The organism is Flavobacterium flavipallidum, from assembly GCF_038289905.1.
GTDB classification, from domain to species: Bacteria; Bacteroidota; Bacteroidia; order Flavobacteriales; family Flavobacteriaceae; genus Flavobacterium; species Flavobacterium flavipallidum.
The window spans coordinates 194,278-216,807 of sequence record NZ_JBBYHU010000002.1 but is presented as its reverse complement, the minus strand read 5'-3'; the positions used below and the strand labels follow the sequence as shown (position 1 = coordinate 216,807).

Genomic DNA, 22,530 nt, shown 5'->3' with positions numbered 1-22,530 from the left:
TAAAAATGATAATATAAAAGGTCTTGTTAAAATGTTAATAAGACCTTTTTTTTTGTTAAGGAGTTTCAGTGGTAGTCAGGTGTTTGATTTCTGAAATTAACTGACCATCATTCGAATAGCCTTCAATTTGTACTATTACTTCCTTTTGATTTTCTTTTGCAAATTTAATTTCAAAGTTAGAATTGTCTTTTAAAATAATATTTGGTGACCAATCAAGAGTTCCAAAATAATCAAATTCTTTTTTGGTGCTAAATTTTGAATTTTTGTATAGTAATACTTTTGAAAAACCATTGGTCAAAATGAAAGTATTAAGTTTTGATTTTAAATAATCTTTGTTTGTTCCAGGTTTAAGATAGATTTTTATAATGCCATTTCCTCCATTAGAAAAGCCTGACGAACCCATTTTGTCAATATATATTTCATCAACTTCTTCTATGCTGTAATTGTTTATTAAATTCAAATCAAGAAGTATTATATCATCAATAAAAACATCGGGTGAATTATCCGTATTTCTAACAATATCACCTAAACGATTTTTTATAAATACAGAGTTATCTGTAGGGTTAAAGCCGGTTCTATAGCCATTTCGTCCTAAGAAATCTAAAAGGCTTCCAAATTCTTTATCGCTTATTTTAAAAGCGGTTGCAAAATTATTTCCCTCTTTGTGGATGAGCTTTGTTTTTTTGTAGTTGTTTTGAATCACCACATTGTCAAGGTTGATAGCGTTTTTGTTTGAGCTACTAAAAGTAATTACCTCTTCACTATTTTGAGATGGAGAGCAAATGATGTTGGTCCAGCTTTTAGCAAAGTTATTGTCTGTTTTGGGATTGAAAACATTTACAGATATTTTTGAAAAAACAGCTTCGTTTTTTTCATTCATCAATTGAATAAAAAAAGTGGTTGAGTCTGTAGCGAATATGTTTTCGAATTTATATTCGTTTTTGTCATTAAGAGTTGTTTCTAAAAAGATTTTGTCTTTTAAGGACATTAATGAGACTTTATATTTAGAAGGAGTGTTTATTTTTTTTTCAACAATTCCACTTATAGTTGTACCTTTTAAAGAAGGGTAGAGAAGTTTTGGTGGATGCATTTTGATGTTGTCCCATTTGTACTTATTTTCGGCTTGATTTAACATTAATAGCTCTAAATCTTGTTTTTGAGTCTTGTTTTCAGAATCGAAATAAAGATAAGTTTCGGTTTCAGGCTTTGCTAGATAAGAGTTTAAGGAAAATGTTCCAATGATGGAATTGCTTTGAGTTGTTTTTATGTTGTCTTTTGGAAGAATACTAACGCTAAGGCTGGCATTATTTAAATTAATTGTACCAGTCAAACTCAAGCTGTCGTTTTTTATGGGTTTTAATTCAAGGTTTGTGATTGGTTTTGTTGAAGTGTTGATGTAAATTAATCTTTGACACACTTCATTTAAATCTTCGTCAATAACACGAATGGTATTTACACCATTTGATAAATTAAGTTTGCTAAAACGGATTAATTGTTCTGGTTGATTGTTTTCGAAAGTAAACTCTTTTTGAATTAAGTTTTTGTTTTGGTGGACAATAAGATTGAATTTCTTGTTTTGATATAATTTAAGGCCGTTTTCATTTGTTTTTACAACAATGGCTAGTGTGTTGTTGTTGAGGTTGTTATTGTATCCAATAGTTATTCCGGAGTTTTGAATAGGCGGTAGTGGTTTTGAAAGGTTTTTATTGTCGACTTTAATGTTTACAGTGTATTTTTCATTGGCAACCGGTATAAAGTAAAAGAAACCATTTCCCATTGTATTTGTGTTGAATCGGGAAATGATGTTTGATTTAGAATCGGTTAGAGTGCCATCGGTGATTTGAATGCCTTTTTGGTGACAATCGGTTATTCTGATACCAATTTTGTTGCTAGTTTCATTAATAATTATTCCGCTTTCTGGAAATAAATCGATCTTTGCTGTTTCAAAATTTGGTTTGTTTGTCTTTATTTGATAAGGTTCATCTTTATTGATTATTTCGATTGTTTGTACAAAAGATTCATCTTCAACGAAATTGTTCATCCAGTTGGTGTAGAAATGAAAATAGTAATTTCCTGAAGTGAATTTGTCGTTTAATCGCATCCCGCCTTCAAAATAACCATTATAGGCAAAGAGCAGTTGTTTTTGTATAATTTCTTTTTTATCATTATAGATGACAACTTGTATGTTAGTTGTTTTAGTATTTGGTAGCTGAGTTGTTTTATTGGATACGTATCCTTTGAAAACCAATTGTTCATCATTAACATAGATTGATTTGTTGAATTGGACATGAATATTTTCTCTGTCGTAATTAAAATAGTTTTCTATGACTTCGGTGATCTTGTTTTGGCTAGCTGATGTTTGTGCTAAAGATGTAAATAAGGATAATAAACAATAAAGGGATAGGTTAAATTTCATTTTTTAATAAGTTGGTTGGTTATGAGAAAAGCAAATATAAGTTTTTTTAAGTTTTTTCTTAGTTACAACTAGAGGGATTGTAAAAAAAAACGTCCCACTTTTAAGTGAGACGTTTTTTTTATTCAAAATAGAATGATATTACATCATTCCAGGCATTCCACCACCCATTGGCATTCCGCCTCCGGCATTTTCTTCTTTAACATCGATTAAAGCACATTCAGTGGTTAAGATCATTCCTGAAACTGAAGCAGCGTTTTCTAAAGCTACACGAGTTACTTTCTTAGGATCAATAATACCTGCTTTTAACATGTCAACGTATTCGTTAGTTTTTGCATTGTAACCAAAGTCGGCTTGTCCTTCAGCAACTTTTGCAACTACAACTGAACCTTCAAGTCCTGCATTTTCAACAATAGTTCTTAATGGAGCTTCAACAGCACGGGAAACGATTTGGATTCCGGTAGCTTCATCAGCATTGTCAGCAACAAGGCTTCCTAAAACCGATTTTGCTCTTAATAAAGCAACACCACCTCCAGCAACAATTCCTTCTTCAACTGCTGCGCGAGTTGCGTGGAGAGCATCATCCACACGGTCTTTTTTCTCTTTCATTTCTACCTCAGAAGCAGCTCCTACATAAAGAACAGCAACACCTCCGGCTAATTTAGCCAAACGCTCTTGAAGTTTTTCCTTGTCATAATCAGAAGTGGTTACTTCCATTTGACCTTTGATTTGGTTCACACGGTTTTTGATCATTTCAGCATCACCAGAACCGCTTACGATTGTTGTATTATCTTTGTCGATAGCTACTCTTTTAGCTTGACCTAACATTTCGATAGTAGTGTTTTCAAGAGTGTATCCTCTTTCTTCAGAGATAACTGTTCCGCCAGTTAAGATAGCAATATCTTCAAGCATTGCTTTTCTTCTGTCTCCAAAACCAGGTGCTTTTACAGCAGCAATTTTTAATGCACCACGTAATTTGTTTACTACCAAAGTTGATAAGGCTTCACCATCAACATCTTCAGCGATAATTAATAATGGTTTTCCTGATTGAGCCACTGGCTCAAGAACCGGTAGTAATTCTTTTAATGAAGAAACTTTTTTATCGTATAATAAAATGTATGGGCTGTCTAATTCCACTTCCATTTTTTCAGAGTTGGTAACAAAATATGGAGAAAGATATCCTCTGTCAAATTGCATTCCTTCAACTACGTCAACAAATGTATCAGTCCCTTTTGCTTCTTCTACAGTGATAACTCCTTCTTTTCCTACTTTTGCGAAAGCAGTAGCAATTAATTCACCGATAACTTCGTCATTGTTAGCAGAGATAGAAGCGATTTGTTTGATCTTGTCAGAGTCACTTCCTACTACTTGAGATTGTTTTGCAAGATCTGTAACAATAGCATCAACAGCTTTATCGATACCGCGTTTTAAGTCCATAGGATTTGCTCCTGCAGCTACGTTTTTCAAACCTTCTTTTACGATAGCTTGTGCTAAAACAGTTGCAGTAGTAGTTCCGTCACCCGCTAAATCATTAGTTTTAGAAGCCACTTCTTTTACCATTTGAGCTCCCATATTTTCTAATGGGTCTTTCAATTCTACTTCTTTTGCAACTGAAACTCCGTCTTTAGTTACTGTAGGTCCACCAAAAGTTTTTCCAATGATAACATTACGACCTTTAGGTCCTAAAGTTACTTTTACTGCATTAGCTAATGCATCAACTCCACGTTTTAATCCGTCACGTGCTTCAATATCGAATTTAATATCTTTTGCCATTTTAATTTCTTACTTTTTATTGTTGAGTTTTAAAAATTTGAATACTTTGTACTTAATTCTTAATACGTTTTTTTTAGATGATTGCAAGAATATCGTCTTCACGCATAATCAAATAATCTTTTCCTTCTAATTTTAATTCGGTACCTGCATATTTTCCATAAAGTACAGTGTCACCTACTTTTACAGTTATTTCATGATCTTTTGTGCCATTTCCTACGGCTACAACGGTTCCTTTTTGTGGTTTTTCTTTGGCAGTATCTGGAATAAAAATCCCTGACGCTGTCTTAGTTTCTGCTGCAACTGGTTCAATCAGAACTCGGTCTGAAAGTGGTTTAATGTTTAATGCCATGATTTTTTATTTTTATAATTGAGTTAAATTAAATTTTGCATTGTTTATTCAGAAATTGTGCCAGTCCAATTTTACTGCCATTTTTTCTTAATAAAAATGCCAGCTTTGACAGGCTGGCATTTTATATAAATTTCTATGAAGAATTATTTTGCTGGTGCAGGAGCTACAGGTGCAGCTGGTTGAGCAGGTGCAGTTGGAGCTGCAGGAGTTGCGGCTTCAGTTTGATCAATAATTTTAGAACTATTGTCGCTTGTTGATCCAGTAAAGCTTAAGCTAGATAATAAAATTAATGCGATTAAAACGATACCTAAAGTCCAGGTACTTTTGTCTAAAAAGTCGGTTGTTTTTTGTACACCACCCATGTGAGTTGATCCACCTAATGAAGAAGATAAACCTCCACCTTTAGGGTTTTGAACCATGATTACTACAATCAGTAGGAAACAAACTATAGTTATTAAAACTAAAAAAATTGAAAATGTGCTCATTATTACTTAATTATTGTTTTGTTGTAAAATCTTAATATCCGCTATGCGGTCTGCAAAGAAACTACTTTTTTCCGGATATTTCAAAATTAATATTTCATAAGCTTGAATTGCTTTTTGATATTTTTTTTGTTCCAAATATACTTTGGCCAAAGTTTCAGTCATTAGCGAAGTAGTATCGTCTTTGTTGATGTCAATACTAAAGTTAGAACTAGTTCCTTGTTTAACTGGTGAGATCTTGGGATTGTTTTCTATAAATCGATCAATGATTGCCTCTTTTTTCTTTTTTGATACTTCTTCAGTATTTAAAATGCTAACTGATTCTTTGGTTTCAGATTCTCTTACAATCGGTTGAATTCTGGATAGTTGTAACCATTCCTGGAACGAATGGGTTTCGTTTTTAGAAAAAGCCAACGGTTTACCTATTTCAAGGTTTTCCTCGGCTGTTATATGGGTTTCATTTTCTTGTGTGGCTACTTCAGAAATAGTGGTTTCCGTTTGAAAATCATTCGAGACGGTTTCTAATTTAGGTGGAATAATTTCAATACTGTCTACTACATTGATAGCCAGTAATTCATTTGTTTTCTTTTCAAATAATCCTTTTTGAATAGCATTAAATTCATCTGAACTAATAAAATCAAATAAAACAGTTCTATCAGTTGTATGTGCCGCAGTGATTTTAAGTGCCGCATTATATTTAAAACTGCTTTCGTTGTATAATCCTTTTAAGCGTAAGGCTCTGGCACTTTGAAAATAAGGAAACTCATCCAATACTTTTTCTAAAGCTATTGTTTGCTTTTCAGAAATTGTTCCTGGATGGTTGATTAAATAAGTATAATCGGTTACATTCATAAGTTAGTTTGGTTATTTGGTTATTGTTAAATGAATTTGCGAATCAACAAATAACCGAATCAATATTTACCATTTAGCTAGCGATTCATTGAAAATATCCTGAGTGATACGGTCAAAAATTTCTTTTAAAGCAGTGCTTAAAGTGGCTCCCTGCAATTGTGTAGTTGCGGGATAATCATAATAGAATTCGAATGTTTTTTCAAAATCATCCGATTCTTTGTTTTTGTTTGTGAAACGAACGTTAACTCTTATTTTTAAACGGTTTTGTGCGGCCTGTTGATCGGCGGTAGCTGTCATTGGGCTTATTCGATAATCTACAATTTCTCCTTCGTAAGTTAAATCAGCTCCGTTTTTAACCAAATTTAAATTGGTTTGATTTTGTAGAATATCCTGCAAGGCAAGGGTGAAAGTTCTGTCAATTCCAGGTTCTACAAGATCGGCATTGTTTTGAAAGAAATTAACCTGAAAGGTTTTAGCATCAATTTTTCCGGTTCCTGTAAAGTTGTAAATACCGCAACTGCTCAACATTAAAAGGCAAATTAATGCAAAAAGAGAATGTGTTTTTTTCATAAAATTTGTAGTAAATCCCAATTTTTTAAATTCCAAATTCCAATAATCGAAATTCAAAAAGTCTATCAAAGATAGTAAAATTGGAATTTAGGATTTTAATATTGTTTTTTTCTTTTTAAAGGTCGAATTGTTTAATTTTTCGGTAAAGTGTTCTTTCCGAAATTCCTAATTCATCAGCGGCTGCTTTTCTTTTGCCTTTATTTTTCTCTAAGGATTTTTTAATCATTTCGATTTCTTTTTGCTCTAATCGCAATATTTCTTCCTCTTCGATGGTTTCTGCAAAAAGATAATTGTCATCAGAATTGCTGTAAGTTTCCGTGTGAGTTGGTGTCACCACTGTACTTACGGGTTGTTCTTCAAATTCTATTTCGCTATCTTCTTTAGAGCCGTATATTTTTTGAATCAAATTCGGGTTAATATCCTGTGTTTTTGCAGCGCCACTTTTCATAAGTTCAAGCGTAAGTTTCTTTAAGTCATTCAAATCACTTTTCATGTCAAAAAGTACTTTGTACAAAATGTCCCTTTCAGTACTAAAATCACTTTCACTTTTACCGCTGTTTATTACCGAAGGAAGATTGCTTCCTTCTGTAGGTGGTAAATATGATTGTAGTGTTACACCCGAAATGTCACGATTGGTTTCTAATACAGAAATTTGTTCGGCTACGTTTCTTAATTGACGAATGTTTCCGCTCCAACGGTATTTTTGTAAAAGCTGTACGGCATTATCGTCTAATTTTAATGGAGGCATTTTGTATTTATGAGCAAAATCGGCAGCAAATTTTCTAAACAATAAATGGATATCTTCTTTTCTTTCTCTTAGTGGGGGTAAAGCAATTTCTACGGTGCTCAAACGGTAATATAAATCCTCACGAAATTTGCCTTTTTCAATAGCATTGAACAAATTGACATTCGTAGCAGCTACAATTCTCACATCGGTTTTTTGAACTTGAGAGGAACCTACTTTTAGGAATTCTCCATTTTCAAGAATTCTTAACAAACGAACTTGAGTCGTTAGGGGTAGTTCACCAACTTCATCCAGAAAAATAGTTCCGCCGTTAGCTACTTCAAAATAACCTTCACGCGTACTTGTTGCTCCGGTAAAAGCGCCTTTTTCGTGACCAAAAAGTTCACTGTCAATAGTTCCTTCCGGAATAGCTCCACAGTTTACGGCAATGTATTTACCGTGTTTTCTGTGGGATAGGGAATGAATGATTTTTGGGATATTTTCTTTCCCAACACCACTTTCACCTGTAACCAAAACGGATATATCGGTCGGTGCTACCTGAATGGCTTTTTCTATCGCACGATTAAGCTTTGGGTCATTCCCAATAATCTCAAATCGTTGTTTTATATTTTGAACTGTTTCCATGATTTTATTGCGAGGCACGAAGCAATCTCATTATTGTTAAACGTAAATTCGCAGTTTATTCTTTATCGTTTGTCAAAGTATCTTTGGCGGTATTGCTGTTTTCTACTTTATGTTTTGGAAAATAAGTCTTAATAACATAGAATGTTACTCCAAAACCAAGTATGAATGTCGCTATTTCTATATATAATTGTCGTCTAGTCATAGTTTTTTTGCCACAGATTAAAAAGATTAACACAGATTTATTTTTTATAAAGTATATCTTTTGTACTGTAGAGATTTGGTTTGAAAATTAATTAATAATCCAATTTCTGAATTAGCTAGTTTTAAATAATTTAATATTTGTGCCGTGTGTTCGGTTGTAAATTCTTTTACAGCTTTTACTTCAAGAATAATATCTTCATTCACAATAAAATCAGCGTAAAACTTATGAGGTAAAATTTTACCTTTATATTCAATCGAAAATTCTTTTTCCCTAATAAAGGGGATGTTGTTTTCTTTAAATTCAATTTCTAAAGCATCTTTATAAACTATTTCTAATAAACCTGGACCAAGATTTCTGTGAACTTCCATACATATTCCAATGATTTTGTATGTTTCTTCCTCACGGTATCCTTCCATAATTTTTGAATAAGTAAATAAAATCCTTTAAATCTTTTTAATCTGTGGCCATTAAAATTAATTCATATCACTCAAACCTACCGCTTCACCAATTAAAGTTCCGCTAGTACAAGAAGTGATTTTTACATTGACAAAATCACCGATTTGATAGTTTTCTTTAGGGAAAACAACCGTCATATTTTGTGAATTTCTTCCTGAAAATTCATTAGCTGATTTTTTGGAAATTTTATCAACTAATACTTCAACTGTTTTTCCTATAAATTCCTGACAAGTTATTAAAGAGTGTTTTTGTTGTAAGTCTACAATTTCCTGAAGACGTCTCAATTTTGTTTCTTCTGGAACGTCATCTTCCATTTTTCTCTCAGCTAAAGTTCCCGGTCTTTCAGAATAAGCAAACATATAACCGAAATTGTATTTTACATATTCCATTAAACTCAAAGTATCCTGGTGATCCTCTTCTGTTTCTGTAGGGAAACCAGTAATCATATCTTGTGTAATAGCACAACCAGGAATGATATTGTAAATTTTGTCAACAAGTTCCATGTATTCTTGGCGGGTATGCAAACGATTCATTTCTTTCAAAATACGATCGCTTCCTGACTGAACCGGTAAGTGGATGTGTTTACAAATGTTAGGATATTTAGCAATTACGTGTAAAACGCTTTCGTGCATATCCTGTGGATTTGAAGTAGAAAAACGAATTCTCATCTTAGGGAAAGCCTGCGCAACCATTTCTAATAATTGATCAAAATTTACCGCAGTAGCTTTTTGCATTTCGGATGCTTTGTCGAAGTCTTTTTTCAAACCTCCGCCATACCATAAATAACTATCTACATTTTGACCTAACAAGGTAACTTCTTTAAAACCTTTTTCATGCAAATCCTGAATCTCTGCCATGATACTTTGAGGTTCACGACTTCTTTCACGACCTCTGGTAAAAGGGACTACACAAAAAGTACACATATTGTCGCAACCACGAGTGATCGAAACCAAAGCGGTAATTCCGTTACTCATTAATCGAACTGGTGAAATATCACCATAGGTTTCTTCTTTGGATAAAATAACGTTTATGGCATCCCGGCCTTCTTCTACTTCGCTCAATAAGTTTGGTAAATCTTTATATGCATCGGGCCCAACCACCAAATCAACAATTTTTTCCTGTTCCAAAAATTGACTTTTTAAACGTTCAGCCATACAACCTAAAACGCCCACTTTCATTTTAGTGTTTTTACGTTTTACTGCATTGTATTTTTCTAATCGTTTACGGATAGTTTGTTCGGCTTTGTCACGAATCGAGCAGGTATTAACCAATACTAAATCTGCTTCTTCCAGAACTTGAGTAGTGTTGTATCCATTAGTAGATAAGATGGAAGCAACGATTTCACTGTCTGAGAAGTTCATGGCACAGCCGTAGCTTTCTATGTATAATTTTTTATTGTTTTCAGGTTTATTTTCTAAAACAAGGCTTTCTCCTTGTTTACTCTCAACGATAATCTTTTCCATTCTTTGTTATTTCAGACTACAAAGATAAGTGAAATCAAACAGATATGACAAGATGTCAGATGAAGAATTAACAGTATTTTTTGAATTTGAATATCCTTAGTTGTTAGCTGTTTACTTAAGGAATAATTTTATTCTTCATTTCTAAAGATGCTTCCTTTAATAATATGTCATAGATGTTTGGTTTTTTAGGCCTATATTTTGGAGTTTGTTCACTGAATTGGTTTTGTTGATTGAATCAGAAAGTTTGAGTTGAATACTTTTAAAAAAAAAATCTAAATTCTTTGTATTTAAAAAAAATAGATACTTTTGTCTGAGAAAAATTAAGTAATGGCAAAGAATTTAGTAATAGTTGAGTCACCTGCAAAGGCGAAAACAATAGAGAAATTTTTAGGAAGTGATTTCCAGGTGGAGTCAAGTTATGGGCATATTGCCGACTTGCCATCAAAGGAAATAGGAGTAGATGTAGAACATGGATTTAAACCTAAATATGAAGTTTCTCCTGATAAGAAAGCCCTAGTAAGTAAACTCAAAACCTTATCTAAAAATGCCGAAACGGTTTGGTTGGCTTCCGATGAGGACCGCGAGGGAGAGGCTATTTCATGGCACTTAGCGGAAGAACTAAAATTAGATAAAAAGAAAACTAAAAGAATTGTTTTTCATGAGATTACAAAGAACGCTATTTTAAAAGCTATTGATAATCCACGTGAAATTGATTTTAATTTAGTAAATGCACAACAGGCGCGCCGTGTATTAGACCGTTTAGTGGGGTATGAATTGTCTCCGGTATTATGGCGAAAAATAAAAGGAGGGCTTTCTGCAGGACGTGTACAGTCGGTTTCTGTACGTTTAATTGTAGAGCGTGAACGTGAAATTCAGGATTTTAAAGCTGTTGCTTCTTATTCGGTTGTGGCAGAATTTACCACAGAAGCTGGAAAAACATTCAAGGCTAAATTGCCTAAAAACTTTAATACAAAAAAAGAAGCCGAAGATTTTTTAAATAAAAACATCGGTTCCACATATAAGGTTTCAGATTTAGAAACGAAACCAACAAAAAAATCACCTACAGCTCCGTTTACCACTTCTACTTTACAACAAGAGGCTGCACGTAAATTGTATTTGCCTGTTGGTATCACCATGCAATTAGCGCAACGTTTGTATGAGGCGGGATTGATAACCTATATGAGAACGGACAGTGTGAACTTATCTAAAGAAGCAATGGATGCCGCTCAGGCTGAAATTATTAAATCTTATGGTAAGGAGTTTTCTAATCCAAGAACTTTTGCTAATAAAAGCAAAGGAGCGCAGGAAGCACACGAGGCAATTCGTCCTACGGATATGTCACGTCATACGGTAGATATTGACAGAGATCAGGCGCGTTTGTATGATTTGATTTGGAAAAGAACTTTGGCTTCTCAAATGAGTGATGCTCAATTAGAGCGTACCAATGTTAAAATTGCAGCGAATAATCATAATGAATTGTTTACGGCTTCAGGTGAAGTGTTGCTTTTTGAAGGTTTCTTAAAAGTATATTTAGAAGGGCATGATGATGACGAGGAAGAGCAGGAGGGTATGTTGCCAGCTTTGAAAGTGAATGAAAATTTACAAAATAATTACATCACTGCAACTGAGCGTTATTCACGTCCCGCTGCAAGATATACTGAAGCTTCATTGGTTAAAAAATTGGAAGAATTAGGTATTGGACGTCCATCTACTTATGCGCCAACAATTTCTACAATTATCAATAGAAATTATGTGGAGAAAGGCAACCTGGACGGGCAAGAGCGAAATTATACGCAATTGACATTGCAATCCGGAAAAGTAGGTGAGAAATTGTTGAAAGAAAATACCGGTTCAGATAAAGGAAAATTAGTACCAACAGACATTGGGACTATTGTAACGGACTTTTTGGTGAAAAATTTCGGGAATATTCTTGATTACAATTTTACTGCGAAAGTAGAACAGGATTTTGATGAAATTGCCGAAGGAAATATTGAGTGGGCTAAGATGATGCAGGAGTTTTACGATCAGTTTCATCCAACAGTTAAAGATGTTGAAGCCAATGCTGACAGAGAAAGCGGAGAGCGAATTTTAGGGGTTGATCCTGCAACGGGCAAACAGGTTTCTGTTCGTTTAGGGAAATTTGGTCCTATGGCTCAAATTGGTGACGCAGAAGATGAGGATAAGAAATTTGCCAGTTTGATGAAGGAGCAAAACATTGGTAATATCACCTTGGAAGATGCTTTGAATTTGTTTTTGTTACCAAAAGCTTTAGGGACTTATAAAAATGAGGAAGTTGAAGTAAATAATGGTCGTTTTGGTCCATATGTGCGTCACGGAAGTGTTTTTATTTCATTGCCAAAAGGGGAAGATCCACTAGCTGTTACTAAAGAAAGAGCGCAGGAATTAATCGATGAAAAATTAAAAGCCGATGCTCCAATTGCAAGTTATAAAGGAGAACCTGTTCAAAAAGGAACCGGACGTTTTGGTCCATTTATCAAATGGGACGGTATTTTTATTAATGTGAGTAAAAAATATGATTTTGACAATTTATCTCAAGCTGATATTGAGACTTTAATTGAAGATAAGTTGCAGAAAAATATTGACAAAGTTATTCATAACTGGGAAGAAGAAGGCATTGTTGTGGAGAAAGCAAGATGGGGACGATCGGTAATCTTGAAAGGAAAAATCAAAATTGAATTGAGTAAAGATGTTGATGCTTCTAAATTAACATTGGCTGAAGTTCAGGAAATGATTGCTCAAAAAACGCCAGCTAAAAAAGCGCCAGCAAAGAAAACTGCAGCCAAAAAAACGACAACTAAAAAGAAATAATATTTTTCCTTTGATTCTAAGGGAGAATATAGTAAGCATAACTGAATATGATAGGATTTGATTTTCTGGAACCTATAAATGATGAATTGTTAGCGGTTATCCGATCGTTAAGTAGTCAGCAGCTTGGGAGTAAAGTGGTTTTTCATACTAAGGATGAATTTCCGGATTTAAATAGGGTAAAAATTGCTTTAATAGGAGTTTTAGAAAATCGAGGTAGTGTTTTAGAAACCGAAAACATAGGAGATTTATCGGGTGTAAGAAAAGAATTGTATAATATGTTTCCCGGAAACTGGGATGCTACAATTGCAGATTTAGGTGATATTTTACCAGGAAATTCTAAAGAAGATACTTATTTTGCTTTACGTAAAGTAGCATCTGATTTAATCAAACAAAAAGTAATTCCCATAGTTATTGGTGGTTCACAGGACTTGACTTATAGTTTGTACCGTGCTTATGATGAGTTGGAACAAATGGTAAACTTGGTTGCTATTGATAGCAGATTTGATTTTGGAAAAGAAGAGGAAGAGATGTCTTCTAGTTCCTATTTGAGTAGTATAATCATTGATGAACCAAATAATCTTTTTAATTTTTGCAATATTGGTTATCAAACCTATTATAATTCTCAAGAAGAAATCGATTTGATTGAGAAATTATTTTTTGATGCATATCGTTTAGGTGAAGTTTCAAATAATATAGCGATAGCTGAGCCAGTATTTAGAGATGCCGATATTGTGAGTTTGGATTTAACTTCAGTAAAGTCTTCGGATTCAGGTAATTTTAATTCTTTTGAACCAAATGGTCTTAATGGTAAAGAGATTTGTGCGTTGGCTAGATATGCAGGTATCAGTGATAAAGTTTCTATGTTTGGATTGTTTAATCATTGTAATTCCACTAAAGAAGCTATTTTGATTTCTCAAATAATTTGGTATTTTATCGAAGGTTATCATTATCGTTCTAATGAATATCCATTTGGTAGTAGAGATAACTATATTAAGTACAGTGTACCTATTGATGATGAAACTTTGGTTTTCTTTAAAAGTGATAAAACGGATAGATGGTGGATCGAAATTCCTTTTATTACTAATGGTAATAATAAATTGAAAAGAAATACGTTATTACCGTGTTCTTATGAAGAGTATTTAGGAGCTTGTAATCAGGAGTTGCCTGAAAGATGGTGGAAAGCACAAAGGAAGAATGTGATTTAATTTTTTTATAAAATAAACTAAGTATATTGTTAAATTATCATATGATTTTTTTGTAGTTTAAAACTTATATAATAAATAAAAAAGCGTTTTTAATCGCATTTTTTGGTATTTTGTCGATAAAATATTTTTTTTATAATTTATTTAACGCTACTTTTGATTACGTATTTAATTATAAGAAAAAAATATTGTTTTATTAATAAATAATAAATAGGTTTACAAACGAAAAAAATAAAGAATAAATAACCCGAATTTGTATGAAGAAGTTCATTTCGTTTATGGCAATTTTGTCACTTTTAGTAAGCTGTGGTAAATCTAGTGATAAAGGTGAATTGGTTGGTGTTAAAGGAGCAAAATGGCATCCGGAAAAGCCTTATGGTATGGCCTTGGTTCCTGGTGGTGCTTATATAATGGGTAAATCTGATGAGGATGTTGCTGGGGTACAGGATGCTCAAACAAAAACGGTAACAGTTCGTTCTTTTTATATGGATGAAACTGAAATTACTAATAGTGAATACCGTCAATTTGTGGAATGGGTTAAAGACTCAACTATTAGAATGAAGTTAGCAATTCTTGCAGATGAGCAAGGTGTTAAGGCAGGAGATTCTAACGGTAAAGGTAAAAAAGGTGGTAGCATAGGAGATTTTGCTTTTAACGATGCAGATCCTGAAAAAATGACTGCCTATGATAAGTATATGTATGATAATTATTACAGTGTTGGTACTTCAGATGATATTTATGCAGGTAGAAAGTTAAATAAAAAAGTAAAGTTAATTAAAGATCCGCAACAGTATCCAGATGAATATTATGTAGAGGTAATGGATTCTATGTATATTCCGCTAGAGGAGGCTTACAATGGTTTGCGTACAATTGATGTAGAGAAACTAAAGTTCCGTTATTCATGGATGGATATTCAAGCTGCTGCAAAAGCTAAAGTTGGAAAAAGAAAAGATTTTATCCGAAACGAAGAAGTAAAAGTGTATCCTGATACTACAGTTTGGATTAAAGATTTCGCTTATTCGTATAATGAGCCAATGCACAACGATTATTTTTGGCATAAAGCCTACGGAGATTATCCAGTTGTAGGTGTAAAATGGACTCAGGCAAAAGCATTCTGTGCTTGGAGAACTTTGAATAAAAACAGTTATATCAAATCTAAAAAGTCAGGTCGTGATTTAATTAATTCTTTCAGATTACCTACCGAAGCTGAGTGGGAGTATGCGGCACGCGGTGGTCTGGAATCAGCTACTTATCCTTGGGGAGGGCCATATACTAAAAATGATAGAGGTTGTTTCTTGGCGAACTTCAAGCCTAATAGAGGTGATTATGCAGCAGATCAGGCGTTATATACTGTTGAGGCTAAATCATATGAGCCAAATGGTTATAACTTATACAACATGGCAGGAAACGTTTCTGAATGGACAGACTCTTCCTATGACCCAAATGCCTATGAATATGTTTCTACAATGAACCCAAATGTTTTAGATGTATCTAATAAAAGAAAAGTAGTTCGCGGTGGATCATGGAAGGATGTATCTTACTTCTTGCAGGTAAGTACTAGAGATTTTGAATATGCTGATTCAGCAAGAAGTTTTATCGGATTTAGAACAGTTCAGGATTACATGGGGGTTCAAACAACTGGTAATGGAACTACTAATAGAAAAGGTAGATAATCAAAGACCCTTAATTTAATTAATTATAACCTACACAAACACTAAAAACTTAAAATTATGGCATTACTAGGAAAAAAAGCAATGAATTTTGCATACGGAATGGGAGCAGCAGTAGTAATTGTTGGAGCTCTTTTTAAAATTACTCACTTCGAAATTGGTCCATTAACTGGAACATTAATGCTTTCTATTGGATTATTGACTGAGGCATTTATTTTCGCGCTTTCTGCATTTGAACCTGTAGAACATGAATTAGACTGGACATTGGTTTATCCTGAATTAGCTAATGGAACTCCAAATACTAACAGAAAACCTAAAGCAGAATCTGCATCGGAAGCTCAAGGTCTGTTATCTCAAAAATTAGATAATATGCTTAAAGAAGCTAAAATTGATGGTGAATTAATGGCTAGCTTAGGAAATAGTATTAAAAATTTCGAATCGGCTGCTAAAGGAATTGCACCTGCTGCTGACGGAATTGCTGCGACAAAAAAGTATAGTGATGAATTGTCTATGGCTGCTGCTCAAATGGAAGCTTTAAACAGTTTGTATAAAGTACAATTAGAAAGCGCTTCAAGAAATGCTGAAGCTAACAAAGAAATTGCAGAAAATGCTTCTCAATTAAAAGAGCAAATGCAATCAATGACAGCAAATATTTCATCTTTGAATCAAGTTTACGGAGGTATGCTTTCTGCAATGAGCAATAAAGGATAATAATTAAGTTATAAGACTATTTTAAAAAATTACCCCACAACTAATTATTAGAAAATATGGCAGGAGGAAAACTAACCCCTAGACAGAAGATGATTAACCTGATGTATTTGGTTTTCATCGCTATGTTGGCAATGAATGTTTCAAAAGAAGTGATATCAGGTTTTGGATTAATGAACGAAAAATTTGAAAGTTCAAATGCAAGTTCTAAACAAACAAATGATCAAATGCTTCTTGCTTTAGATAGTAAAGCAGCAGAGGCAAAAGGAGAATTTGCTATTGCATCTCAAACGGCTCACAAGGTTAAAACAATTACAGATAACTTTTATAACTATATCAACTCTTTAAAGGAGCAAGCTACTAAAGGTTTTGAAACGAATCCAGAAACAGGAAAACTACCATATGAAGATATGGATAAAGGTGATAATGTTGATGATTGGTTTACAGGAGAAGGTTACTCTAACAAAGGAAAAGAAATAGTAGCAACTATTGAAAAATATAAAGCTGATATTAAAGCAACTTTAGGTACTGAAAAAAAATACAGTGGTATTATTAAAGAGGTAGAAGAAAAGTTTGATTTATCAGATGTAAAAAACAAAGAAGGTTTAAAAGATAAATACTTAGCATATCATTTTAAAGGGTTTCCAGCTATCGCTACTGTAGCAAAACTTTCTTCTTGGCAAAATGATATTAACAAAGTAGAATCAGATGTTTATAGTATTGCTTTAGGTAAAGCGGCAGTTGAAGCTGCTTCATTCAGTAATTACGAAGCCATTGTTGTTTTAGAAAAAAATGCTTATTTTCAAGGAGAAGCGGTTAAAGGAAAAGTAGTTTTAGGTCGTTTAGACGAAAATACAAAACCTACTTCTTTTTCAGGTCCTGGTAAAATTGTTAATGGTCAAGCTATGATTTCATTAACAGCTGGAGGTGTTGGAGAACAAACTATCGGTGGTCAATTTACATTTACTGAAGACGGAAAAACGATTCCATTAAAATTCTCCGGTAGATACGTTGTAGTTCCTAAACCAAATTCTGCTACTATTTCTGCTGATAAAATGAATGTGGTGTATAGAGGGGTTACAAACCCAATCTCTGTTTCATTTGCAGGAATATCTGATAAAGATGTGAATGCATCAGCGCCAGGTTTAGTTAAAGTTGGAAATGGAAAATACAATATGAGTCCACAAGGTGGAAATGAGGTTGTGATTAACGTTTCTGGTAAATTACCAAACGGACAAACAGTTTCTGATAAAAAAGTATTCAGAATCAAAGGTATTCCTGGACCTACAGGTACAATTAGAGGAGAAATGGGTGTAGTTAAAGGACCTAAATCTAATTTGGAGATTGCTACTGTTGGTGCTAAATTAGTAGACTTTGATTTTGATGTTAATTTAGATGTTGTTGGATTTAATTTAAAAGTAACTGGTCAGCCTACAGTGGTTGTACAAGGAAACAAATTAAATGCACAATGTAAATCGGTTCTTTCTAAAGCGGGAAGAGGAGATCAGGTTACTATTTCTGAAATTAAAACAAAATTAGTTGGTGCAGGTAGTTATTTATTACCAAGAACGGCTCCGGTTATTTTTGAAATTCAATAATACAATTTTTTACCCACAAGGTATACATCACATATTAATGTTACTAAGATGAATATGAGAAATTTTTTGATAATGGCAATCGCCTTAGTTGGAGGAGTGGCTTCTTATGCTCAGTCAAATTTGCTGAATGCTAGAATTCCGGAAGAAATTGGTTTGAAAACAAAAGCTCAGCAGATTTCAGACAACGATAAGCCTTTAGCTTATGGTTATGTACATGATAGAGATGTATTGATGGGTAAAATGGTTTGGGAGATTATTGATTTAAGTGAAAGAATTAATTTTCCACTTTATTTCCCAATTGACACTGCTAATATTGGTTCAGACAGACGTTCTTTGTACGATGTTTTGACTAGAGCAATAAAAGAGGAAAGAATCACCGAAGTGTATGCTGATAGTTATTTTAATACTAAAAAAACTTACAAAGATATTCAGGCTTCTTTAAGTAGAATTGATACTACTGATGCGGGTAGAGAGCAAATCAATGCCGGACAAAAGGTGTCTGAAGAATACATTATGAGATCTGATTTAACGGCTCAAGATGTTACTCAATATAAGATTAAAGGTTTTTGGTATTTTGACAAACGTCAGAGTGAATTAAAATATCGTTTACTAGCTATTTGTCCTGTTACGCCAGATGTGTACACGATGAACAGTGATGAGAAAGATTATATTGAGTTGTTTTGGATTTTCTTTCCGGATGCGAGAGAAGTCCTTCATGAAGCTAAGTCTTTCAATAATAAAAATTCAGCAATGCCGATTTCTTTTGACCAACTTCTCAATTCTAGACATTTTAATAGTGTCATTTATAAGGAAGAGAATGTTTATGGTGATCGTGAGATTAAAGAATATATGAAAGACAATGCACAAAATCAACTGTTAGAAGCCGAACGTGTTAAGGAAAAAATACGTGATTTTGAATCTGATATGTGGAATTACTAATTGTGATACAAACAATAAACAAAAAAACTCTTACCTATTGGTAGGAGTTTTTTTTTACTAAATATCTTTAGAGTTTTTAAACCGAAAATTTATAAATTTTGATATAATCTTTTGCTTATCCTATCGTATTTGGATTATATCTATTGATAAAGTTGGATTAATCCTAAAGATTTAATTTGTGTATTTGCGGTAAATTTCCTCAAAGTCTGGATGGCTTTTCCGTACTTTTGCACTTTATTTTAATAGTATGATAGATTATTTAATTGTTGGTTGTGGATTAGCCGGAATTTCATTTGCCGAAATTGCCTTAGCAAATAATAAAAGTATTTTGGTGGTAAATGATGATTCGCAAAATTCCTCCAAAATTGCCGGAGGCTTATATAATCCGGTTATTTTGAAGCGATTTAGCGAAGTTTGGCAGGCACAGGAACAATTGGAATTGATGAATAAATTTTATACTCATTTGGAGCAAAAATTAGCAGAGAAAGTTGATTTTAAAATGCCCATTCTTCGCAAATTTTTTTCCATCGAAGAACAAAATAATTGGTTCGCTGCATCTGATAAGCCTTCTTTAGCTCCCTTTTTATCTACTTCAATAATTACAAAAAAGTACTCAGGAATTGATTCACCGTTCAATTATGGTGAAGTGTTGCATACTGGCTATGTGGACACAGCGTCTTTATTAGACCAGTATAGAGAATATCTTTTGGATCAAGATTTATTGTTGCAGGAAACTTTCGATTATGAAGATTTGGAGATTATAGAAAAGGGTATCAGATATAAAAATATTGAAGCCAAGCATATCATTTTTGCAGAAGGTTTTGGTATGCACTCAAATCCATTTTTTAAGCATTTGCCTTTGGATGGAACTAAGGGTGAGCTTTTTGTTATCAAAGCTCTGGATTTGGATTTAGATGTTATTGTAAATACAAGTGTTTTTATTCTTCCCATAGGAAATGATTTGTATAAAGTAGGTGCAACCTATAATTGGAAAGATAAAACCGATTTACCCACCGAAGAAGGAAAACAGGAATTAGTGGATCGAATCAAAGAAATCATTAACTGCGAATTTGAAATTGTGTCGCATTTTGCAGGAGTACGTCCCACAGTCAGAGACCGTCGACCAATTGTAGGTACACATCCAACTATTGATTCTATCCATATTTTAAATGGTTTAGGAACCAGAGGAGTGATGTTGGGGCCGGCAATGGCCAAAGCTTTATTTGAAAATATAGAACAAGGTATTACTTTAAACAAAGAAATCGACATCAGGCGTTTTGAAAAGCGTAAAAAATAATTTTACGCTTTGAAATTAGGATCGTAATGCACAAACATATTGATATAAATGTTTCTGGACCATCTTAATACCAATGGGCCTAAAATTATAAGTGTGGCTACAATTGCAATAAATGAATTTTTCATCGATGCTCCGCAAAACACATTAGAAATAATAAATGTTGCGATGCCAATTGCAACATTGAGTCCGTAACTTACATACATAGCTCCGTAAAAGAAAGAGGGCTCAATTTGATAAGTTAGTCCGCAATGCGAACATTTTTCATTCATTTTTAAAACTTTAGCCAAATTGTATGGATTTTTGTCTATATACATGCTTTCCTTTTGGCATTTAGGACAACTTCCTGTTAAAATGCTATTTAGTTTGGATCCTTTTTTTAACATTTGCAAAAATTTTTATCAAAGGTACATTTTTAAGGAAATTACCACTGTAATAATAGTCACAAAATATGCTTAATATACACAATTTATCGGTTTCATTTGGGGGTACTTATTTGTTTGAAGAAGTTACTTTTCGCTTGGGAGCGGGAGACAGAGTTGGATTAGTTGGAAAAAATGGCGCTGGAAAGTCTACCATGCTTAAAATGCTTGCCGGAGATTTTAAGCCTGATTCGGGAGTGATTTCTCAGGAGAAAGATATAAGGATGGGATTCCTGCGTCAGGATATTGATTTTGAAAGAGGAAGAACCGTTCTTGAAGAAGCCTACGAAGCTTTTACCGAAATTAAAATTGTAGAAAAAAAGCTGGAAGAAATCAATCATCAATTGGTTACCCGAACCGATTATGAAAGTGAAGAATACACCAAAATCATTGAAGATCTATCCGATTATACCCATCGTTTCGAATTATTAGGTGGTTACAATTATGTAGGAGATACCGAAAAAATTCTGTTAGGATTAGGTTTCAAAAGAGAAGTTTTCAATAATCAAACCGAAACTTTTTCGGGAGGTTGGCGTATGCGTATTGAGTTGGCCAAATTATTATTGCAAAATAATGATGTGTTACTACTGGATGAACCTACAAACCACCTGGATATTGAAAGTATCATTTGGTTAGAAAACTTTTTGCGTAATTATCCGGGAGTAGTTGTGATTGTGTCACACGATAAAATGTTTTTGGATAATGTAACGAACAGAACCATTGAAATATCCTTAGGAAAAGCTTACGATTTCAACAAACCTTATTCGCAATACTTAGAATTACGTGAGGAGCTTCGTGAAAAACAATTGGCAACTCAAAAAAATCAGGCTAAGAAAATAGAAGAAACTCAAAAACTAATTGACAGATTCCGATATAGTGCTACTAAATCTTCGATGGCACAATCCTTAATCAAAAAGTTGGATAAGGTAGAGCGAATTGAAGTGGACGAAGATGATAATTCGGTAATGAATATTTCGTTTCCGGTATCCAAAGAACCTGGAAAAGTGGTTATTGAAGCCGAAAATGTAACCAAAGCTTATGGTGATAAAACCATTTTAAAAGATATTTCTTTGCTAGTTGAACGCGGTAGTAAGATTGCTTTTGTGGGACAGAACGGTCAGGGGAAATCTACTTTTATCAAAGCTTTAGTGAACGAATTTGATTATGACGGAACGATCAAATTAGGACATAATGTACAATTAGGTTATTTTGCGCAAAATCAGGCAGAATACTTAGATGGTGAAATTACTTTGTTGCAAACGATGGAAGATGCTGCATTAGATAGTAATCGTTCTAAAGTACGCGATATGTTAGGTTCGTTTCTGTTTCGTGGCGATGATGTAGAGAAAAAGGTAAAAGTACTTTCGGGAGGGGAGAGAAACCGTTTGGCGTTATGTAAATTATTGTTGCAGCCTATTAATGTGTTGCTGATGGATGAGCCTACCAACCACTTAGATATTAAGTCTAAAAATGTGTTGAAAGCTGCTTTGCAAAAATTTGGCGGAACTTTATTGTTGGTTTCTCACGATAGGGATTTCCTTCAGGGAATGTCAAATATCGTATATGAATTCAAAGATCAAAAAATAAAGGAATATTTAGGAGATATCAACTTTTTCCTGGAGCAACGCAATATGGAAAATATGCGTGAAGTAGAGAAAAAAGAAGTGGTAAAAACTGCCGCTCCTAAAGAAAATAAAAAAGTCTCCTACGAAGATCAAAAGAAAGGCAAGACGTTACAAAACCGTTTGAGTAAAATTGAAAGCCAAATCAGTCAATTGGAAAAAGACATTCAGCACGACGATAAAATGCTGGCTTCCAATTATGATAAACACATCGAAGATGCCGCTTTCTTTAAAGCTTATAATAAAAAGAAAGAAGATTTAGACCAATTACTAATCGACTGGGAATTGGTTCAGGAAGAAATAGATAATTTGTAATA

The 22,530-nt window shown here is 33.5% G+C and carries 19 protein-coding genes; 8 read left to right on the top strand and 11 right to left on the bottom strand.

The window, feature by feature from the left end:
- Window positions 1–55: 55 nt before the first annotated feature.
- The 10 genes from AAEO59_RS02195 to miaB all read right to left on the bottom strand — a co-directional run bounded on the left by AAEO59_RS02195 (window position 56) and on the right by miaB (window position 9,929).
- Window positions 56–2,416 (bottom strand): hypothetical protein, encoded by a 2,361-nt coding sequence (locus tag AAEO59_RS02195; protein WP_341699109.1) that lies wholly within the window; start codon window positions 2,414–2,416, stop codon window positions 56–58.
- A 138-nt stretch (window positions 2,417–2,554) separates the two neighbouring features.
- On the bottom strand, window positions 2,555–4,186 hold the full coding sequence (groL, locus tag AAEO59_RS02190; protein ID WP_341699108.1) for a chaperonin GroEL: 1,632 nt from the start codon (window positions 4,184–4,186) through the stop codon (window positions 2,555–2,557).
- Window positions 4,187–4,259: 73 nt separating this feature from the next.
- Window positions 4,260–4,535: a co-chaperone GroES gene (locus tag AAEO59_RS02185; protein ID WP_341699107.1), complete on the bottom strand. Its 276-nt coding sequence runs from the start codon at window positions 4,533–4,535 to the stop codon at window positions 4,260–4,262.
- A gap of 143 nt (window positions 4,536–4,678) precedes the next feature.
- Complete coding sequence (gene secG, locus AAEO59_RS02180) at window positions 4,679–5,020, bottom strand: preprotein translocase subunit SecG (protein ID WP_341699106.1); 342 nt, start codon at window positions 5,018–5,020, stop codon at window positions 4,679–4,681.
- A gap of 6 nt (window positions 5,021–5,026) precedes the next feature.
- Entirely contained in the window at window positions 5,027–5,869 is an 843-nt protein-coding gene (locus AAEO59_RS02175) for a tetratricopeptide repeat protein (protein ID WP_341699105.1), read from the bottom strand.
- 66 nt (window positions 5,870–5,935) lie between these two features.
- The gene (locus tag AAEO59_RS02170; protein WP_341699104.1) at window positions 5,936–6,439 is read right to left on the bottom strand and encodes an LptE family protein; all 504 of its coding nucleotides are present in this window, start codon (window positions 6,437–6,439) and stop codon (window positions 5,936–5,938) included.
- Window positions 6,440–6,554: 115 nt separating this feature from the next.
- Window positions 6,555–7,808, bottom strand: coding sequence for a sigma-54 interaction domain-containing protein (locus AAEO59_RS02165; RefSeq protein WP_341699103.1), 1,254 nt, complete (start codon window positions 7,806–7,808; stop codon window positions 6,555–6,557).
- A gap of 55 nt (window positions 7,809–7,863) precedes the next feature.
- Complete coding sequence (locus AAEO59_RS02160; RefSeq protein ID WP_341699102.1) at window positions 7,864–8,010, bottom strand: hypothetical protein; 147 nt, start codon at window positions 8,008–8,010, stop codon at window positions 7,864–7,866.
- Window positions 8,011–8,054: 44 nt separating this feature from the next.
- Window positions 8,055–8,426 carry a GxxExxY protein gene (locus AAEO59_RS02155; RefSeq protein ID WP_341699101.1) on the bottom strand — a complete coding sequence of 124 codons (372 nt, stop codon included), beginning with the start codon at window positions 8,424–8,426 and terminating at the stop codon, window positions 8,055–8,057.
- Between the two features lie 57 nt (window positions 8,427–8,483).
- Window positions 8,484–9,929: a tRNA (N6-isopentenyl adenosine(37)-C2)-methylthiotransferase MiaB gene (miaB, locus tag AAEO59_RS02150; protein ID WP_341699100.1), complete on the bottom strand. Its 1,446-nt coding sequence runs from the start codon at window positions 9,927–9,929 to the stop codon at window positions 8,484–8,486.
- 327 nt (window positions 9,930–10,256) lie between these two features.
- Between miaB and topA the strand changes: the two genes are divergently transcribed.
- From topA to AAEO59_RS02115, 7 genes are all read left to right on the top strand, one after another.
- On the top strand, window positions 10,257–12,758 hold the full coding sequence (topA, locus tag AAEO59_RS02145) for a type I DNA topoisomerase (RefSeq protein ID WP_341699099.1): 2,502 nt from the start codon (window positions 10,257–10,259) through the stop codon (window positions 12,756–12,758).
- 50 nt (window positions 12,759–12,808) lie between these two features.
- Window positions 12,809–13,963 carry a formimidoylglutamase gene (locus tag AAEO59_RS02140; RefSeq protein WP_341699122.1) on the top strand — a complete coding sequence of 385 codons (1,155 nt, stop codon included), beginning with the start codon at window positions 12,809–12,811 and terminating at the stop codon, window positions 13,961–13,963.
- A 254-nt stretch (window positions 13,964–14,217) separates the two neighbouring features.
- Window positions 14,218–15,633 (top strand): T9SS ring complex lipoprotein PorK/GldK, encoded by a 1,416-nt coding sequence (gene porK / locus AAEO59_RS02135; protein ID WP_341699098.1) that lies wholly within the window; start codon window positions 14,218–14,220, stop codon window positions 15,631–15,633.
- Window positions 15,634–15,690: 57 nt separating this feature from the next.
- A complete protein-coding gene (gene porL / locus AAEO59_RS02130) occupies window positions 15,691–16,341 on the top strand; it encodes a type IX secretion system motor protein PorL/GldL (protein WP_341699097.1) in 651 nt (216 codons plus the stop codon).
- A 56-nt stretch (window positions 16,342–16,397) separates the two neighbouring features.
- Window positions 16,398–17,936: a type IX secretion system motor protein PorM/GldM gene (porM, locus tag AAEO59_RS02125; RefSeq protein ID WP_341699096.1), complete on the top strand. Its 1,539-nt coding sequence runs from the start codon at window positions 16,398–16,400 to the stop codon at window positions 17,934–17,936.
- Between the two features lie 48 nt (window positions 17,937–17,984).
- Entirely contained in the window at window positions 17,985–18,875 is an 891-nt protein-coding gene (porN, locus tag AAEO59_RS02120) for a type IX secretion system ring subunit PorN/GldN (RefSeq protein WP_341699095.1), read from the top strand.
- Between the two features lie 247 nt (window positions 18,876–19,122).
- The gene (locus AAEO59_RS02115; RefSeq protein WP_341699094.1) at window positions 19,123–20,172 is read left to right on the top strand and encodes an NAD(P)/FAD-dependent oxidoreductase; all 1,050 of its coding nucleotides are present in this window, start codon (window positions 19,123–19,125) and stop codon (window positions 20,170–20,172) included.
- A gap of 2 nt (window positions 20,173–20,174) precedes the next feature.
- Here AAEO59_RS02115 and AAEO59_RS02110 read toward each other — a convergent pair whose 3' ends face one another.
- Window positions 20,175–20,555, bottom strand: coding sequence for a DUF983 domain-containing protein (locus AAEO59_RS02110; RefSeq protein ID WP_341699093.1), 381 nt, complete (start codon window positions 20,553–20,555; stop codon window positions 20,175–20,177).
- Between the two features lie 65 nt (window positions 20,556–20,620).
- Here AAEO59_RS02110 and AAEO59_RS02105 point away from each other — a divergent pair, with 65 nt between their 5' ends.
- Window positions 20,621–22,528: an ABC-F family ATP-binding cassette domain-containing protein gene (locus AAEO59_RS02105; RefSeq protein WP_341699092.1), complete on the top strand. Its 1,908-nt coding sequence runs from the start codon at window positions 20,621–20,623 to the stop codon at window positions 22,526–22,528.
- The last annotated feature ends 2 nt before the right edge of the window (window positions 22,529–22,530 follow it).